Source organism: Treponema rectale (assembly GCF_014202035.1).
Classification (GTDB): domain Bacteria; phylum Spirochaetota; class Spirochaetia; order Treponematales; family Treponemataceae; genus Treponema_D; species Treponema_D rectale.
Genome location: NZ_JACHFR010000002.1, coordinates 615,993 through 634,538, shown reverse-complemented (window position 1 = coordinate 634,538; position 18,546 = coordinate 615,993). Strand labels below are relative to the sequence as shown.

General features: G+C 40.5%; 12 protein-coding genes. 9 read left to right on the top strand and 3 right to left on the bottom strand.

The genetic code is table 11. The features are described from left to right. Positions 1 to 211 precede the first annotated feature (211 nt). The gene (locus HNP77_RS07380; protein WP_184652533.1) at positions 212 to 1,399 is read left to right on the top strand and encodes a hypothetical protein; all 1,188 of its coding nucleotides are present in this window, start codon (positions 212 to 214) and stop codon (positions 1,397 to 1,399) included. Between the two features lie 334 nt (positions 1,400 to 1,733). Here the strand turns inward: HNP77_RS07380 and HNP77_RS07375 are convergent, their stop codons facing one another. Continuing rightward, complete coding sequence (locus tag HNP77_RS07375) at positions 1,734 to 8,492, bottom strand: Ig-like domain-containing protein (protein WP_184652532.1); 6,759 nt, start codon at positions 8,490 to 8,492, stop codon at positions 1,734 to 1,736. 565 nt (positions 8,493 to 9,057) lie between these two features. On the opposite strand from HNP77_RS07375, the gene HNP77_RS07370 reads away from it, so the two are divergent. From HNP77_RS07370 to rsmG, 5 genes are read left to right on the top strand one after another with little or no spacing between them, the layout of a single operon-like run. Next, complete coding sequence (locus HNP77_RS07370; RefSeq protein WP_184652531.1) at positions 9,058 to 9,801, top strand: NAD-dependent protein deacylase; 744 nt, start codon at positions 9,058 to 9,060, stop codon at positions 9,799 to 9,801. A gap of 29 nt (positions 9,802 to 9,830) precedes the next feature. Beyond that, positions 9,831 to 10,649, top strand: coding sequence for an RsmE family RNA methyltransferase (locus tag HNP77_RS07365; RefSeq protein ID WP_184652530.1), 819 nt, complete (start codon positions 9,831 to 9,833; stop codon positions 10,647 to 10,649). A 9-nt stretch (positions 10,650 to 10,658) separates the two neighbouring features. Next, a complete protein-coding gene (locus HNP77_RS07360; RefSeq protein WP_184652529.1) occupies positions 10,659 to 11,468 on the top strand; it encodes a hypothetical protein in 810 nt (269 codons plus the stop codon). Further along, on the top strand, positions 11,455 to 12,381 hold the full coding sequence (locus tag HNP77_RS07355) for a hypothetical protein (protein ID WP_184652528.1): 927 nt from the start codon (positions 11,455 to 11,457) through the stop codon (positions 12,379 to 12,381). The genes HNP77_RS07360 and HNP77_RS07355 overlap by 14 nt, the downstream gene beginning before the upstream one ends. After that, entirely contained in the window at positions 12,378 to 13,016 is a 639-nt protein-coding gene (rsmG, locus tag HNP77_RS07350) for a 16S rRNA (guanine(527)-N(7))-methyltransferase RsmG (RefSeq protein ID WP_184652527.1), read from the top strand. The genes HNP77_RS07355 and rsmG overlap by 4 nt, the downstream gene beginning before the upstream one ends. A 2-nt stretch (positions 13,017 to 13,018) precedes the next feature. Here rsmG and HNP77_RS07345 read toward each other — a convergent pair whose 3' ends face one another. After that, entirely contained in the window at positions 13,019 to 14,425 is a 1,407-nt protein-coding gene (locus HNP77_RS07345; RefSeq protein WP_184652526.1) for a prolyl oligopeptidase family serine peptidase, read from the bottom strand. A gap of 50 nt (positions 14,426 to 14,475) precedes the next feature. On the opposite strand from HNP77_RS07345, the gene HNP77_RS07340 reads away from it, so the two are divergent. From HNP77_RS07340 to HNP77_RS07330, 3 genes are read left to right on the top strand one after another with little or no spacing between them, the layout of a single operon-like run. Further along, entirely contained in the window at positions 14,476 to 15,627 is a 1,152-nt protein-coding gene (locus HNP77_RS07340) for an OmpA family protein (protein ID WP_184652525.1), read from the top strand. Positions 15,628 to 15,659: 32 nt separating this feature from the next. Beyond that, positions 15,660 to 16,202: a C40 family peptidase gene (locus HNP77_RS07335; RefSeq protein WP_184652524.1), complete on the top strand. Its 543-nt coding sequence runs from the start codon at positions 15,660 to 15,662 to the stop codon at positions 16,200 to 16,202. 41 nt (positions 16,203 to 16,243) lie between these two features. Next, positions 16,244 to 16,879, top strand: a complete 636-nt coding sequence (locus tag HNP77_RS07330) for a hypothetical protein (protein ID WP_184652523.1) — start codon at positions 16,244 to 16,246, stop codon at positions 16,877 to 16,879. 18 nt (positions 16,880 to 16,897) lie between these two features. Here the strand turns inward: HNP77_RS07330 and HNP77_RS07325 are convergent, their stop codons facing one another. After that, a complete protein-coding gene (locus HNP77_RS07325) occupies positions 16,898 to 18,451 on the bottom strand; it encodes an MBL fold metallo-hydrolase RNA specificity domain-containing protein (RefSeq protein ID WP_184652522.1) in 1,554 nt (517 codons plus the stop codon). Positions 18,452 to 18,546 lie beyond the last annotated feature (95 nt).

The window sequence follows — 18,546 nt, the reverse complement described above, 5'->3', positions numbered from 1 at the left end:
ATAACCCAAACATTTAAAATACTTAAAGTATTTTAAAACAGAGTGCCTTATTGTGAGTATATTATTTTTCTCCAAAATCTCCATTGAAATTTTTTGAAATTTGTCAAATTTTTGTAAAACGTAGTAAAATTTCTTGATTTTTCTATTTATCTGTAAAACTTGAAAAGAAATAACACTCGAAAAACTTTCATATTAGATGTAAAATCCAGTTATGAGAGCATCTAAAATTTTTAAAAACCCGGCCATACTTATTGCAACCACTGCAGTAATCATACTTTCAGTATTTACGGCAGGAGTATTACGCGCATGCACAAGAAAAACATCTTCCAGTTCTACGGCAACCATTGCGTTCTACGGGCTGGATCAGAATCTTGAAAACATGCTCACGGTTCACTTTCAGAAACTTTGTGAACAGACCGGCAGGAACTTCAAGTTTCAGCATATCGACGACACTGCAAATATTTCTGTCTGGCAGTTAAAGAATTATGAACTTGTAATAATGAAAAACGGAAAATCCGCAGAACTTCTGTCCGAACATGCTCTGGAACTTCCGGAAAACCTCTTTACTGCAGTTCCCAATTCACTTTCGGCAGACAGAACCCGGCTTCCATTCCTCCTGGATCATTATGAAACTTCCTTCTATAAAACAGTACAGAACAGTCTGAACCTTCAGCTTCCGGAAAATTACGCTCAGCTGAAAGACTACCTTAAAGCAGAACGCAGCAGCAGCCTTGTGGAAAATCCTTTAATATGCGCAGGCCGGGACGATGATGAATTATTGGGCTTCATAAGCAATACAGCACTTACTTTATCCGGCAGTGACAGCTACCTCAAAATAGCAGATGATCTTTCTGAAACAGACGGCAAACAGATTCCTGACTCTCTTAAAACTGTACTTGATGAAATAAAAAACATGCAGAATGAAGGACTGATCATGAAAAACTGGTATGACGTTACCACAAAAGACATCCTGGAATACTACTTTAAGGAACGCAAAACCGGTATTTACCATATGTCCCTCTCACTTCACAGAAAAGTCGAACATCTTTACATAAAGTATTACAAAACCACAGACTTCCCTGCTCAAAAAGGAACTGCAAAAAAAGCAATAACCGGTTCCCAGATATGTGCTTTTGCCATGAATGACAGATTCGGAGGAATTGAACTTCTTTCGGCACTTATTTCTTCTGCCAGTCAGGAAGAACTTTCTGACCGGACACATCTGGCTCCTGTAAATAAAAAATGCGGGGCCTTTGATGCAGAGGCAGATGATGTCAGATACTGGGCAGCAAGTTCAGATAAAGGCGTACTGCCACACTTAGGATACGCTGCATTTGATTCCGCAAAAAAACGCTCCCTGCTTGCAAAAACAATCCGCTTTTATTTAAGTTCCAAATAACATGGGGCTGTCCAATAAGTATGAGTCATTGCCGTGCTCGACAACCTGTCATTGCCGTGCTCGACAGCCTGTCATTGCCGTGCTCGACACGGCAATCTCTTGTATTGAGGGGGTAGTACAAACCCTCAAAACGTCGACGTATTGTAATTAAATAGATTTTCGGGTCGGGCCCGAAAATGACATTATGAGTCATTGCCGTGCTCGACACGGCAATCTCTTGCAGAGGGATTTTCGGGTCGGGCCCGAAAATGACATTTTTTGAACTTATTGGTCATCCCCATCTTTTGCATTACAAGCAGACAGATTTTCAGATCAATAATCTACAGATTATTCCTTAGAATACGCTTGTTCTTATACCGAATGATACGGTAAATACTTCCTTCTTAGCATCATCACTGGCAATATCCGATGGAATGAACCATACCTGAGGTTCCGTATAAAGGGACCAGGTCTTAAACAGTTTTGCATTCGGAATCGTAATTCTAGGGAATTCAACCTGAACCAAAGCTGCAGAAAGTACCTGCGAAACTTTATCTCCGTTTACATCTTTTGCACCAGAATCAGTAAAGTAAGAGAAGTTTGCACCTACTGAAACCGAAGCACTGAGCCAGTCCCAGTCACGGCCAAAGAAATACCTGAACGGAATATATCCGATCTGGGCAATAATCTTTGCACCGATTACGTTTCCACCGAAGCGGAGGTCTGTATGTTCCTGAAGGAAGAGATCAGAAACACTGTCCCTCTGACTCTGAGTAAACTGACCGAAGTTAACCTGAATCTTTACTGCATTGTCAAAAGCCGTAAGACCAACACCTACATTGTAAAGGGTAGCACCCCATACGCTTACGTCAAAATAAAGTCCCTGAATGAATGCCGGAACTTCATAGGCTGCCTTGTCTCCCTTACGAAGTTCAAACTTAACGGATTTAAGGTTTACATCATCGCCGGACAGACCCTTGAAGTTAAGCTGCTGATTGTAATGTCCGCCTTCTCCAGGAGAAATAAGCTTGATGGTAGGAGAAGTTCTGTCAACCTGAACGACAGTTCTTGTAATTGCAGCTTCTCCGTTATACATTTCTGCCTTTACAAGCATGAAATGTACTCCTGCAGGAATATCAAGGTTTTCTATCCTGTAAGACCAGCTTCCCTTGTTCTTGCGGGAAACAGCACGATAAGACTTACCGTTATTAAAGCTTATGTATACGCCCTTGATTTTCTTTCCTTCAAGTTCACGTTTACGTTCAATAGACAGATTCTTTTTATCTTTCAGTTCTGCTTTTTCTTCTTCAGTAAGAATGTATCCCGCATTACCTGAAAGCAAAGGTCTGTTCTGGGCAAAGTCACCGTAAGTAAAGTCTGCATTATCCAGAGTTACCCATGGACCGTTAGGAGCATAGATAAAGGTCTGTTCACGGCTCTCGATAACCTTACCGTTCTTTGTATGAACGATTGCCTTATATCTGTAAACTCCGGCTGCAAGAGAAACGGTACTATCCTTACCCTCTTCATCTTTAATGATGTTTCCGTCGGCATCACGAAGCTTGTAAACAGGAAGAACCCTGAACTTGTAATAACCGTTTGCTGTAAGAATACTTGTATTCTTAGTTACGTTCTTTCCATAAGGAACAGTTTCTGCAAGACCTACAAGACGGTTATTGCCGTTAAGTTCTCCGTTTCCGTCTTTAAGAGAAAGCTCTACATACTGAACCGGATCATCCTCTTCTGAAGATGCAAGACCGTAAATATTAAACTCACCGTTAAGATGCTCACCGTTCAAAGGATAAAGAAGCTCACTCTTTGCAAGCTGTGTCTTTGAATCAAGCTGAATGTTGCGGCTGACACGGGTAATGTTGCCTGCTGCATCAAGACCGGTCAACTCTACGTTGTAAGCACCGTCATTAAGTGAACGCTCAATATCAATAACTTCAGAAATAATTTCTGAAGGAGTAAGTTCGTAATGTGCAAGACGTGCAGGAACTGTTTTTCCTTCAAGAGAACGAACCGTAATGTAAAGTTCCGTAAGACCAATGTTATCTGTCGTCTGTCCTGAGAAGAACAGGTTCTTTGAAGTCTTACTGTCATCAAGAGGAAGCTCAAGACGAAGTTCCGGAGCCGTATTATCAATGTTTATCAAAGAAGAATACAGACCTGTAATTTCGTAACCGTCATATACCTTAAAGAATACAACGTGAGTTCCATCCTGAATTACACGGGTATCAAATGTATAGCTCCAGTTTGTCGTTCCAACGGCGTCATTATAAGAAGCACCGTTGTCTATGGAAACCTGAACTTTGCTGATTCCGTTTTTATCTGAAGCAGTACCCCTGAGAGTTACAACTCCCTTTACAGTTTTACTGATATCAGGTTCCGTCATCCAGCCTTTCGGTTCCTCAAGAGAAATATGGAATTTACGTACATCCTCAGAACCGCGGATATTATTACGGTCAACAGAATAAACGCTTACCGTATGTTCATTATCCGTCATTGAAGAAAGTGGAACTTCAATTTCATAGTTGTAACGCAGATTTACATCATCACTTTCTGCTGCCGAAGGATCCGGAGTTACAAGCTGATAGCGTCCGTTATCAATCTTATAGTAAACACGGCTAGGTCCGTCATCATCAGACACAATACCAGAAATCTTAAAGTCTGTAGTAAGAACCTTGTTTTCTTCAGGAAGGTTGATTTCTACTACCGGTCTGTCAGATTCTGAATTAACCTTAAATTCCCATGAATAATCTGAGTCAGGAATTACGCGATTGTTTCCTGCTGCATCCGTAAATACAAAAGACATCCTGTTATCAATCGGGAATGCAAGATTACCGACCTGCATGTGCGGCAGTGACGAATTAAGAGTCTTTACAGGATTATCCCTGTCCGGAGCAGGAATTTCTTTTCCTTCCGAATCATAAGTAACCTTTGCCGGAACATCTTCCGGACGGGTATATACGTCAAACTTTTCTGAACGGGCACCACCCGGTGAACGGTATGTAATGCTCTTAAGAAGTCCCTGTTCTTTTACAAGGAAAGCAATCGTATTTTCACCGTTAACACTGGTACTTGCTGCATCCGGAAGTATAACCTGAACCTCAGGAGCCGTAGTATCTTTCTGAACGACAGTATTATGGTAAGAAAGCTTTCCTGCAGTATCAGTTGCCCTTAAAGAAATTCCTGCATATCCGTCAGGAACATCTGCAAGATCTACTGTAAAGCTGAAGTCTCCGCCACCCCTTGGAATTGAAACTGGCTTCCATTCTGCATCTTCATTGTCAGAAAGAGTATATTCAAGAGAAGCAACTCCGTTTCCGTCTGTAACAGAACCGCTTACCCTGAAGGAATTCTGAACAAAAATCATGTCCTGAGGTCTGTTAAGAGTAATAGCAGGCTTTGAAGTATCTACTATAAGGTTAACCTCCGGTGAATTATAGGCACCGCCGGCTTCATCAGTAATACGGATAGAAACACCTCTGTAAGTTCCGTCTGCATCAGCCTTAAACAGAACCGTATTATTAGGACCAGCTTCTGCACTTAAGCCCCGGACATCTCCGCGAACGGATGCTTTTATATTCTGGAACGGAATGTTGGCAAATGCAACGAGGGCTGCACCGTTATTAAGAACATAAGAAGAGCCGTTCATTGTAACGCCGTCAGTTTCTGCCCAGTATACTTTTGAAGAAGTATTAAGCACGGCATGAGTTCTTAACACAGTTATCGTACCGGTAATTTCTTTTTTTGCACCGCCGGCTGAAGTTATTACAGCCTTAATGGTATTTATTTTTGCAGGAAGATTTGCCAGAGGGAACTCTGCTTCATATTCCTGGCCTTCAGTTACAGCACGAAGAACTGCAGACTTTTCTGAGCCTCCGTTAAAAGAATAAGAAACTGAAGTAATGGAAGCATTTGACTTAATTTTTATAAGTCCTTTGTGACCGGCTTCAGCAGTTGTTCCTTTTTCAAGGACAATGCTCATACCGCTCTTATAAGGAGCACCGTCAATCTGAGCAAAATGAGCGTCTACATCAACAACAGCTGAAACAGAAAGACTTTCTGAATATGAAGGAGTTTTACCCTTTACAGTTGCATCAACAGCCTTAACTTCAAATTTAAGTGCACCTGTATCAGCCTTTACAGAATCTGCCTTAACAACCCTGAACTGCTGGTCAACTTCTCCCTGATAAACACAAAGTGCATAATAATTTACACCGCTGAACCAGAAAATCTTCGGATCTTTCTTACCTGAACCTTTTTTATCAGCAGCCATAACTCCGTCAGAAGGAGGATATGGAATCTTTCTTACAAATACAGCTTCTGCAGCTTTTTTACCCGATGCAGATTCTGCAACAAGTTCTACGATATAGTATCCGTCTGAAGAAAATACATCATCCGTCGTAAGATTTGTTATTGAGAATTTACCGCTTCTGGTAAGGTCAACCTTTTTAAGTTCCGAAGTTTCAGGATTATGAATTACAGAAATATATCCGGTATCATCAATATCAGTTTTTACGGAGAATATTCTGTAAGACATAGTTACAGTTGAATCGGAAGTAACAGTTCCGCTTATTGAAAGCCTGTCACTCTGTGTAAGGAATTCAAACGGACGTCCTGCAGCCGTGTCAAATTTAGATGAATCAACTGATATTACAGGAGCCTTTTCATCAGAATAGAAATACATCTCCCTTGAATCATAGTTAGTCCATATATCAGTAGAAACGCGAACCTTGAATTTTGCACTTGAAGCACCGGCTGCTGCATTTACAGTAATGACATTTCCGTCATAAGAAGCCGTTACACCCCTGACCTGAGGAACTGTAGTTACTGAAGCAATCTTTCCGCCGGCAAAATATCCTGTAAGAGGATAATCCGGATTAATTTTTACGGCACCGTTCTCTGCAACAACAGAATCCGTAAAGTATACGCCCGGTTTTTCTACATTCATCTGAGTAAGGTCTGTTATGTTAAGGACTGCATAATGAATGCTCTCGCGGTCATAAACGTCAACTGCCTTTACAGTAAGTTTTGCAAATCCCCATGGAAGCTCATCACCGCTTAACGGAACGCTTACATTTACTGATTTTGCATTTTCTGCAACAGTCAGATCATTCTTTATACTTCCGTTTGATCCCCAGTTAATTTCCCAGCTGACAACCTTAAGGCCGCAGGTAGAATTTACCTTTATTTCGTAAGAACCGCCGTCTTCAGGATTAATCTTCATGCCGTCCGTAAAATCTTCAGAAGATTTACCGGAAACATATTTTGCCCCGGAATATGTAGGTGCAACACCCTTAGACTGGAATGAAACAGTAGTTTTATTTCCTTTTATTCCATATTTATCAACTGCATAGGCTGTAAGACTGTGAGAACCGTCACTTAATGCACCGGCAATCTTTGCATAGAAAACACCAGTACATTCAACAGTCTGCTCTTCTTTATCATCAAGTTTATATACAACCTTTACAATGCCGTCATCATCAGTAGCGATACCGCGGATAAACAGAAGTCCGTCTTCTCCGTCAACGCCTTCATTTTCTACAGGATACTTAATCTCTACCACCGGTTTATCTGCTTCCTGATTAAGCATGATAGTACGTTTTTCCGTAACGGTATTACCCATAATATCTGTAGCAGTAATCTGGAACACTTCAGATTTCTTATTGATTCCTCTTGTATCAACTTCTACAGTCCAGTACGGATTACCTGGAATAAGACGGTGATTATCATCTACATCTTTATATTCTTCTTTAAAGTCATCCTTTGCATAGAAACCGCCGTGAGCTTCGCCGAATTTCCATTCAAGTTTTTTGATTCCGTTTACTTCACGTTTTTCTATTTCTTTAGTTTCGTTTTCTTCCTTTACCTTTTCTTTCTTGTAACTTCCCAAAGCATATCCGGCAATTGTAAAGACACCGTTTACACTTTCTTTTTCTTTTGGAGTAAGAATTTCAATCTTAGGAGGATTATTCTTTACAAGGAACAGGTATGTAAGGCGTCCTACTGAACCTGCACCGTCACGGGCTTTCAAAAGACACTTGCGGGCACCTTCTTCAAGCTGACGGCTGTCTACCGTAATAGAAAATTCATATACAACAGAAATTCCCTGTGCTTTTAAGGCAGCAAGAGCTTCTGCATTTTCTTCGCCCTGGAAATAGCGGGACTTTTCTATCTTTACTTCTTTAAGAGAAGCCCCCTGCAAATCTGCAAAGTTTTTTGATTCATTACAGCTGTATTCCAGAGCTTCAATTCCGTTTCCGTCAGTTACATAACCTTCAATTTTAAAACGACCGCTCTTCATTGCACCCATTTCTGCAGGATTCATAACATGAATTTCAGGAGTGCGTCGGTCCAGCTGCCAGGTTACCTTTACAGAATCACCACGGTCAGAAATAAGGGAATTCTTTACCCTGCCATTTTTTTCGTAATATTCATTAAGAGTCTGAAGATCCTGTGCAGAAAGACGTTCTTTTGCCTTTTCTCTCGATTCTTCTATAGCCTTTATCTTATCTTCTGAAAAATTATACGGAGGCCCCATAAGGATTTTCTTATCCTGTTCCCAGGCCTTATCAATTGGAGCTGCCTTATCTATACCGTAAACTTCTATAGTATGAGGTCCTTCAAGCCATTCAGTCGTATTAAGTTCATAAGACCAGAATTCACTTCCTTTTGCAGGCTGAGGAATTCCCTTCAAAGGTCCGTCATCGAGAATTATATAAACGACATCTACGCCATCATCATCCGTACAGGTACCTACAATATTGAGGTTTCCTGGAACGCGCATGCCTTCAGACGGATTTGTAATTCCTACTACAGGTTTATCGGATTCTGAATCAATATAAATATTATACGGTCCGGCAACTGTGGTATTACCGGCCTGATCTTCTGCAGTAACTACAATGTTGTATTTACCCTCTTTTTTCTGTTCCAGAGGGAACGTCTTTTCCCAGCTGTACAGAGTATTACCGTCTTCTTCTTTATGGGCTTCACCTGCCTCTCTTGACGACGGGATATTCTGCTCGTCGATTTTTTCAGATTTTGCTGCAAAAATCTGTGTTCCTATGAGACTGGTACAAAATAATGTAATCAATGCTTTCCTATACATATAACTCTCCGTTAAAGACCTCGGACTATTTCGTAGATTATCGGCACATATAGTGAATTTCCGTATTTAATTCTTCTTAAATTCTTTTATATGTGCATTTTTTTAGACACGGCCGGCTTAACAATGCTGCCGGATCCTGATTTTTTGACTCATCATTCTAGTGTAAAAAGTTATCAACAAAATGTCAAATTTCTCCACTTTTTTGAAATATTTTTTTGCATATTTGCCTGTAAACTTTTATACTGAATCTTAAGGCAACCTCTAAAAATTACAATTTGAGGTTGCCGCCGAGTTTAAAAGGGGATGACCAATAAGTTCAAAAAATGTCATTTTCGGGCTGTCAACAACTTTTTATAAGTGTCATTTTCGGGCGCAACCCGAAAATCTATTTAATTACAATACGTCCCGTTTTGAGGGTTTGTACTACCCCCTCAATACAAGATATTGCCGTGTCGAGCACGGCAATGACTCATACTTTTTGGACAGCCCCTTTTAAACGTCGCATTTTCAGAGTTGCCTCAAAAAACTGAAGTTTTTAGAGGCTTCCTTAAGGAGAATATCTTTTATGGAAGAAAACCTTACAGAAAAAATACAGCAGCTTCAAAAACTCATTGACGGCAATAATAAAATCGTTTTTTTTGGAGGAGCAGGAGTTTCTACAGAAAGCGGAATCCCTGACTTCAGAAGCACGGACGGACTTTACCATCAGAAATGGGACTATCCGCCGGAAACAATACTCAGCCACGAGTTTTTCTTTGCCAAAACAGCTGAATTTTACAGGTTTTACAGAGAAAAGCTCCTGGTAACGGGAATAAATCCGAACCCGGCTCACCTAAAACTTGCGGAACTGGAAAAAAAAGGCAAGCTTTCTGCCGTTATAACCCAAAACATTGACGGACTTCACCAGAGTGCCGGCAGCAAAAACGTATTTGAACTTCACGGCAGTACTTTAAGAAACTACTGTACAAAATGCGGGCATTTTTTTGACGCCGACTATATCCGAAACAACAAAGACTGTACCGGAATACCTTTATGTTCAGAATGCGGCGGTTTGATAAAGCCGGATGTTGTCCTTTATAACGAAGGGCTTGATGACAACTGTGTTTCCGGAGCAATACAGGCTCTTTCAGAAGCAGACCTGCTTATAATAGGAGGAACTTCCCTTACGGTATATCCGGCGGCAGGACTCATTCATTACTATCACGGAAAAGATATTGTCCTTATAAACAGAGACCCGGGGCCCGGGGACAATATTGCCAGCCTTACGATTCACGATTCCATAGGAAAAGTTCTGTCTCAAATATCGTAATGAAAATATGTTTATGATATAGTAGAAAAATGAATATCTGTCTTTTTACTGATGAAGAAATTACCAGACCTTTAAGCCTCAGGGATTCCAGGGGAGAGCATTTAATAAAAATACTGCACAAAAAAGAAGGGGACAGTTTTTCTGCCGGAATCATTAACGGTAAAGCAGGAACTGCAGTAATTACAAAAATACAGTCCCATGAAGAACACAGCCCTGACAATAGAAAAACCTGGCTGGAAGGTACAATTGAATTTGATTTTACGCCAGAAAGCGACGGAAAACCCCTCTACCCTCTTAAAATGATTGTGGGATTTCCAAGACCGATTCAATTAAAACGGCTTTTAAGGGATATTGCAGGGCTGGGGGTAAGCCAGATTCATCTTACGGCAACTGAGCTTGGAGAAAAATCCTATCTTAAAGCAGACCTGTCTTCTCCTGAAGAATGCCGCAAAATGCTTCTGGAAGGTACGGTTCAGGCAGCAGGAACACATATACCGGAAGTTTTTATCCACCAGTCTTTGCAGGAATGCCTTGATTCAATTAAAAAAGAAGAAAATTCACAGACAGGCAGCAATAGTACTTCCATTACGGCACATTTTGCCCTTGATAACGTAAGTCCGGAAATAAGCCTGATAAAAAAAATGAATGAAGCCCCCTATGATATAAAACCTTTTGAGCAGGCTGTTGCAGCCATAGGAAGTGAAAGAGGCTGGTCAAAATCAGAAAGGGAACTTCTGGAAAACTACGGCTACGTCCGCACCGGCATGGGTATCAGAGTTTTAAGAACGGAAACTGCCTCAACAGTTGCAGCCACCCTCATTCTTGCAAAAATGGGTCTGCTGGGATAACATCAAGACATGGATAACGCAACAATTAAAGAAATGCTCCTGGATATTCAGGAATCACAGCTGGACTTTACCGTAACGATGACAGGTAAAGAAAGTACCAGAGTAAACGGCCTTTATAAACCGGACACAAGAGAAATTCTTCTTCACAATAAAAATTTTAAAACAGACACCCAGCTCATTTATACGGCAATACACGAATACACTCATCACCTTATAAATGAAGAAGACATAATTAAAAACGGCGGAAGGGAACCTCCTCACTGTTCAAAAAGCCACACTAATTACTTCTGGGCAAAGTTCCACGGACTTCTGGATATTGCAGAAGAAAAGGGCTATTACAAACTGGACATGACCCTTTCTCCGGAACTTGAAAGCCTTACTCAGGAAATCAGGGAAAAATACATCGTTCCTAACGGACACCTCATGCAGGAACTGGGTAAAAGTCTTATTAAAGCTCATACCCTCTGCGATGAAGCAAACATCCGTTATGAAGACTACATTGACCGCGTACTTCAGCTGCCTAGAACTACGGCAAAATCTATTACTAAAGTCGGCCTTCTGCCTGAAGCAGATGCTGACCTTGGCTTTGAAAACATGAAGCTTGTTGCTTCCCAGAAAAAAGTATCTGACATCGAAAAAGTTCACGAAGCAATCAAGCAGGGAAAAAGTCCTGACAGTGTAATTGCCATGATGAAGAAAAAGGCAAAAGAAATAGACCCTAAAGAAAAACTTGAAAAAGAGCGCGACCGACTTACTAAAACAATCAATGAACTTACAACACGCCTTGAATACGTGGAGGAAAGCCTTGCAAGCCTTTAAGCTTATAAAAAAAGTAACCGCACTGACGGTTCTTGCAAACAGTGTTTACGGAGCCTTCTGCGAAAACAAACAGCAGAGTCCTTCCATCAGCACACCGACAGTCCCTGAAATAAAAATTGATGTTTCCCAGATGCCTTCCCTTTCTGCACCGACAATAGGAGAAGGTTTCTATACACCAAATACCGTTTCTTCAAAAATATACGAAGCTCCGAAGACTCAGAAAACTGTACCTGCAAAAATTTCTTCAAATACATCGTCAGGCGAACAGCAGTTAAAAAAAGCCCTCTCTAAAGTATCCGCCAGTGATCTTTCATTAATGAGCGAACTGGGAATGCTTGATTCAATCTATGACGGCAGCATTACTTCAGAATCAGACAGCAGTTTTGTTCTTGAACAGATTCTTACTAAACTGGAACAGATAAAGGAACAGAATGCAGACATACTTTCAAAAACAGAATCTGAAAAAAATTATTCCACACCAGCAAAGGAATACCTGACCGGTTCTGAACAGGAAGAAACTTCCGCAGAAAAAAAGACTGTCATAAAACCAAAAATCCTTCGTTTTTCAATAAACAGTTACGATATTCTTAAAACCTGCCGCAAGATTTACATATCAAATCTTCAGGAAGACGGAACTTTTCTTATAACTGGAGACAGGCGCTACATCAGTGACGGAAAAACAAGAACGGAAACCTTCTACCTTTACTTTAATCTCGAAAAGGATTCTGGAACCTCAACCTATAAAGTAACGGTTTCTGTAAGTCAGGATTATCTGAATGAATATTCTTTCCTTTATCAGATGAGCCAGAAAAAAAACCTGTCTGCAATCCGCACAGGCAATCTTCTTACGATACACACAGTTGATTCAAACTGGCAGCTTGATTTTTTAGCTGATCTTGGAGAAAGCGAATGAACGAAAAACTGATGCAGGGATGCGCAAAACTGGGACTGAATTTATCACAGGTTCAGTTTGACCAGCTGGAAACTTACATAAATGCCGTCCTGGATTTTAATAAAACCTACAACCTCATGAAGGCTGACAATGCAGATGAACTTGCCGTTAACCACGTACTGGATTCACTTGCAGCAGTTCCACATATAGCTTCACTTATAAAGCCGGAGTCTAAAATCGGAGACATAGGAAGCGGCGGCGGCTGTCCGGGAATTCCCCTTGCAGTTGCTTTTCCGGAAAACTCTTTTACTCTTGTAGAAAGAATGGAAAAACGCTGCGTGTTTCTTGAAAGTGCAGTGCGCAAAATGAATCTTAAAAACGTAAAGGTTCTCTGCTCACAGGCAGATTCTGTGGAAAAAGAAATCTTTGATCTTGAAGTATTCAGGGCCTTTCATCCCTTTGATAAAAAAATAGTAAAGCTGCTGTTCGGAATGTTAAAGAAAGGCGGACATCTTGCGGCTTACAAGGCAAGGCTTGAAAAAATTAATGCAGAAATGGCAGAAGTTCAGGTTATGGTTCCTGACTACAAGGTTATCAATCTTACGGTTCCTTTTCTTGAAGACCACGAAAGAAACCTTGTAGTAATTCAAAAATAAAATCAGCGTTTCTGTTTTGACAGCCATTCAAAAATGGTAATTCCGTTTTCTTCACACTGATTGTTTAAAACGTAAGCCCAGGATGAATGACCGTCAATTTCTACTCCGTCACTGTCAATGACATTTTCAAACAGTGAATAATGCAGGTCTGAAGCACCTGCTTTTTTTATGCGCTCATAAGTCGGCCCGTCATGAGTTTCTATTTTTATCGTTTCATCATTTTTTGCATGAGTAAACCACAATGGAAGTTCCGAAAGTTTTTTTATCTGAGCGTCTGTAATTTTTGAATCAGGATATGCCTCACACACAGGAAATCCCGCAGCAAAAAAATCCGGAAACTGAATCAGCATGTTCATTGTCATATAACCGCCGGCAGAACAGCCCCCTACATAAATCCGTTTTGTGTCTACATATGGATTTCTTGCGATATAAGAATCTATCATTGCCTTTGACACTTCCGTGTAATAAGAAACTGCCGCAAAAGGTTTTTTATCAGGATCTGTATTTGTTTCAGAATCCTCCGGCACTTCATATGTTCCGTTACGGACACTTTCATCCATAAAGTTAAGACCGGTTGTAAACTTACGTGCCTTATCAACACCTCTGTTTACTGAACCGCCTATATCGACCGGAGCCCAGACCCTCATACCGAACATATCCGTATCCACAGTCTCAAGCCAGCCGGTAGGACACTGGGGTATGATTACACAGGCCCCTTCCGGAAAATACTTCTGGATGTTTTCTGAAATCAGGGCCGTTGCTTTTAAGCCGAGTAAAGGTAAATAAGGATTGTCCCCGCCTTCAGCAATTCCATGAAACCAGATGATCAGAGGTGTATCAATTGCCTGCTGAGGAGGATTCCACGAAGCGTACTTAATTGTAACGCCATTTTTCGTAATAGACTGAATTTTAAATTCAGCAGCAGGACTGACTATACCTGCAAGTTTAGTAACTTTAAGTTTTAATTTTCTATTTTCAATTCTCAGCATGTAAATTGAATTTTTAGAATTAAAAACACTCCGCACGAACAGATCAGAAAATTCATCTTCATAAACTGTCTTCAGTTTTAATGCAAAATATCTTGAAGCCTGAGTTAAAGGCTGACCGTATTCATCACAAGGAAAAACTTCAAGAACAGATCTTTCTCCCTGTGTTCGTCCTCTGGCAGAATCTGTTTTTTCTGCATCAGTTAAAACAACTTTGACAGAAAAATCTTCTTTTTTTAATTCAGCAGGGTTTATGGTAACACCGGCATCACAGACAACAAAATCAACTCCGCAACCCCAGTCATAGGAATGTGCGTACATGACATATTCCTTAAACCCCGGTGTCTTTTCTGTAAAAAATTCCTGAGAAAATCCGGCTGCACAAATAATAAACATTAATGACAGTAATACGTTTTTTTTCATTATGCCGAATTCTATCAATAAATTACAAACAAGTCACCGATAATATAAATATGAAGAGAATAATTTTTTTAATAGCTGCAGCCATACTTTTTAGCGGACAATACCTGTTCAGTCAAAATTACTCCCTTGTAGAAAGAACCGATTTACGTCGCTATGACAACGGAAAATATACCGGACTTGTCAGCAGGGAAGTCAGGAGTTTTATCGTAGCAAAACCTGATTCCCAAAATAAAGAAGAAAAAATTTATGACGGCAACTTTTATGTTCTCGAAAAAACAAAACGCAATACAATGAATGTAAAGCGTCCGCTGAACACAGCAATTCCCTCTTCATTTAAAATACTCTCTGACGGGGACATGATAATGCTGGAAGACAACGGCTATCCCAGCTTCAGAAGTTTTCCGTCTTTTACTGACAAACAGATTTCCATCGGAGACAGCTGGAATGCAAATGCCTTACGAAGCTGCGATCCCCTGAACAAAAACATATTTACGGTAATGCCGATTTACGTTCAGTACACATATCTTAAGGACGACGTTTTTTACGGTGAAGAAGTTTATGTACTACAGGCTAAGTGGGCAACAAGATATACAGCCGGCGAAAGTGAATTCAACTGTGATCCGGATTTACTAAAGGCTTCCGGTTCACACACTGCAACAATGAACATCAGTAAAAAAACAAAAAATGCTCTTGTCGTAAGGGACAGTGTTGACGAAACTTTCTTTTACGCAGACGGAAAACAGATCACCTTCAGGGGAACCATTTCTTTATTTACGGAATATCCTCCTAAAATCGACGGAAGTGAAATCATAAAAAAACTTTCCGCACAGAAAGACATTGCTGTTTCTAAAACCGATGCGGGAATCATGCTTACCCTTTCTGATTTAAAGTTTAAATCTGACAGTGCAGAACTTCTTCCGGGACAGACACAGCTGCTTGATTCAATTGCACAGGTCTTAAAACCTCTGGAAAAAACACAGTTCCTTATAGAAGGACATACCGCTTCTACCGGAAACGAAAAAGGCGAGCTTGAACTTTCCCTTGAGCGCGCATATTCAATTGCCCGGGAACTTTCCAGACGGGGCGTAAATGAAGAAATGATTATCTGCAAGGGAAGCGGTTCCCACAAACCGGCTGCAGACAACTCCACCCCTGAGGGAAGGGCAAAAAACCGCCGCGTAGAAATTACAATCCTTGAATAAAGAATTTCAGGCAAACCACCGAAAATTTATATATGAAGAATTTTGTAAAGACACTTACTGCACTTTTTTTATTCTCTGCTGCATGTGCACAATCATTTGCAGCACCAAAGGTTTCTGATGAACGGCAGAAGCTCATTACCTATGCCCTCAAACTTGAAGGAACAAAATATGTCTGGGGAGGAAGTGATCCTAAAAGAGACGGCGGTTTAGACTGCTCCGGATATGTTTCCTGGTGCGTAAACCATGCAGTCAGTCCAAAGCTTACAGACAACGGACACTTTCCGCGGCTATGCAATGCGATGTTTGAAAAAACAGAAGTAGTTTCTATAAATAACAGGGAACCAGGAGATTTAGTTTTTTTTAAAGCAAATCCTAACTCCGAAAAAATAACTCACGTGGGAATTTACTGCGGAGTTTATCATGGACCTAATAAAAAATTTGAAGGAAAAAGAGTTTTTATTTCTGCTATAAGTGACGGCCCAAGAACAGGCGTTCAGCTGGAATTAATGGATGCCCGCTACTGGAAGCAGCACTACTACGCAACAGGCAGATTCCTTCCGAAGACAAAACAATAGGTCCGATTGTAACAATCAGAATTAAAAGTTATTTTATTAATATGAAAACTACAAAACGATTTTTAATTCTGACTGTCACAGCTGTAATCCTTCCCCTCTTTTTTTCCTGCAAAAACGAAATAGTTATCACGGCTGACAATTCCGGCGGATATAATGTAGACGGCTGCTCCCTTAATTTAGGAAAGGCCCTTAAAGAAACAATAGCACAGATTACTGACTACAGCGGCCAGGACATAGAAGATAGTTTTTTTTCTGAAAAAGAAATTGCAAGAATCTGCACCGACACAGATTTTACTGACAGATTCATTTCCAGTACTGCAAACTCCCTTACAATAAAAATTTCACCGGCAATTCTTCAGGATACATACCAGACTTCACTTACTGATGAAGAAAAGAACTACGTCGACCTTCTTATGGCCCCGTCTGTTACAGGAGAAAAAATGACTCCGGAAGAATACAGAGATCTTGTTGCCTCTGTTTACGGAGAAGAACTGGCAGATGAAATGTGGAATGCAAAAATTACCTTAAACCTTGGATGCCCTTCAGGAAAAAAAATAAAAAAAGCCCTTTCTTCAAAACATGAAATCTCACATTCAGAAAAAAGGGCTTCCTTTGAAATCCCGCTGGTATATCTGCTTTCCATGCAGAGTTCTGCAGAATATTCAATTATCTGGTAAACGGTACCGCCTTAAAAACTATTTAAGTTCATAAGACTCACCGTATTTAACAATTTCTACATTCGGATAGCCGTTCTTTTCAAGGAAATCCTTCATAAACAGCTGGGCATCATGTTCACCGTGTACAAGGAAAATCTTTTTAAGGCGGCTTGTGTCAATTTCATTAAGCCAGTCCAGACTTTCCTGATAATCAGCGTGGGCACTGAATGCATTTATTGTTTCTACCTGAGCCTTTACGTTATACCAGTCTCCAAGAATCTTTACTTCTTTTTCTCCGTCGCGGATCCTGCGTCCCAGAGTATTTTCTGACATATAGCCTACAAGAAGAATGATATTCTTAGGATTGTTAATGTTATTTGCAAGATGATAAAGAATACGGCCGGCTTCACACATACCGTCGGCACTGATGATTATCATCGGACCCTGCTTTTTGTTAAGTTCCTTTGATTCATCAACAGACTGAACAAACTGCATGCTGTTCCATCCGAAAGGATTCTTATGATGCTGAAGGAAAGCCTGCTTTGTCTTTTCGTCATAACATTCCTGATGCAGCTGGAAAATACCGGTAGCATTTACAGCCATCGGCGAATCCATGTATACAGGAATCTGAGGAATCTTTTTCTGATCTACAAGAAGATGAAGGTAATACAGAATCTCCTGAGCACGTTCAATTGCAAAAGACGGAATGATAATCTTGCCTTTCTGATCTACAGCGCGGCGTACGATTTTTTCAAGATCTTCCATTGCCACTGAAGAAGGTTCATGAAGACGGTTTCCGTATGTACTTTCCATAAAAATATAATCCGGTGCCGGAAATTCAACTGCCGGATCACGGATAATAGGCTTGCACTTGCGGCCAAGGTCACCTGTATAAAGAACACGGATTTCATCACTTGGAGCCCCTTTAAGAGCTTCTTCTTCCTGAGCCTGATCCCTTCCTCTCTTATCAGGATTTATACCGAATATGCGGTGCCATAATCTTCTGCGGGAAGTTCCCATACCGCCGGATGCTTTTCCGCTGAGATGGTTTTTACGCTGTCCTGTAATCGTAAAATATGCCAGTGAACTTCCAAGAATATGACCTGCATCAAAAAATTCCAGCTGAACGTCAGGAGCTATGAACATTTTACGGTTATAGCTTAAGGTAATAATCTGATCAGCAGCCTTAACGCAGTCTTTTTCCGTAAACAATGGCTTCCAGGAAAACTTCTCGCCTTTTTTTGCAGCCTGTTTTGCAAGAAATTCCGCATCACGAGCCTGAATGCGGGCACTGTCCATCATTACAATATTAGCAAGATCACGGGTTGCAGGAGTTGCATAAATGTTTCCGCCGTAACCGTTTTTTGTAAGTACAGGCAAAAGTCCGCAGTGATCATAATGAGCATGTGTAAGAACTACACTTTCAATCTTATCAGGAGCAAAATCAAAATTCCTGTTTTTTTCATCACTTTCAGAACGCTTTCCCTGGAATGCACCGCAGTCAATCATAAAGCTTCTTCCGTCAATTTCAAGAATATGTTTACTTCCTGTTACTTCCTGAGCTGCACCTAATGAATAACTTATTACTGCCATAATTTCACCTCCAGGTTGAATCTCACCCTATTTAAATTATAAGGCGGAATCATTTAATAAACAAATTTTTAAGGTTTTTTTTACATTATCCGGCT

What these genes read in the sequence shown, in the direction of transcription:
- HNP77_RS07370 (WP_184652531.1), top strand. Translation starts at nt 9,058, where the DNA reads ATGGAAGAAAACCTTACAGAAAAAATACAGCAGCTTCAAAAACTCATT.
- HNP77_RS07375 (WP_184652532.1), bottom strand. Translation starts at nt 8,492, where the DNA reads ATGTATAGGAAAGCATTGATTACATTATTTTGTACCAGTCTCATAGGA.
- rsmG (WP_184652527.1), top strand. Translation starts at nt 12,378, where the DNA reads ATGAACGAAAAACTGATGCAGGGATGCGCAAAACTGGGACTGAATTTA.
- HNP77_RS07360 (WP_184652529.1), top strand. Translation starts at nt 10,659, where the DNA reads ATGGATAACGCAACAATTAAAGAAATGCTCCTGGATATTCAGGAATCA.
- HNP77_RS07330 (WP_184652523.1), top strand. Translation starts at nt 16,244, where the DNA reads ATGAAAACTACAAAACGATTTTTAATTCTGACTGTCACAGCTGTAATC.
- HNP77_RS07365 (WP_184652530.1), top strand. Translation starts at nt 9,831, where the DNA reads ATGAATATCTGTCTTTTTACTGATGAAGAAATTACCAGACCTTTAAGC.
- HNP77_RS07380 (WP_184652533.1), top strand. Translation starts at nt 212, where the DNA reads ATGAGAGCATCTAAAATTTTTAAAAACCCGGCCATACTTATTGCAACC.
- HNP77_RS07335 (WP_184652524.1), top strand. Translation starts at nt 15,660, where the DNA reads ATGAAGAATTTTGTAAAGACACTTACTGCACTTTTTTTATTCTCTGCT.
- HNP77_RS07345 (WP_184652526.1), bottom strand. Translation starts at nt 14,425, where the DNA reads ATGAAAAAAAACGTATTACTGTCATTAATGTTTATTATTTGTGCAGCC.
- HNP77_RS07340 (WP_184652525.1), top strand. Translation starts at nt 14,476, where the DNA reads ATGAAGAGAATAATTTTTTTAATAGCTGCAGCCATACTTTTTAGCGGA.
- HNP77_RS07325 (WP_184652522.1), bottom strand. Translation starts at nt 18,451, where the DNA reads ATGGCAGTAATAAGTTATTCATTAGGTGCAGCTCAGGAAGTAACAGGA.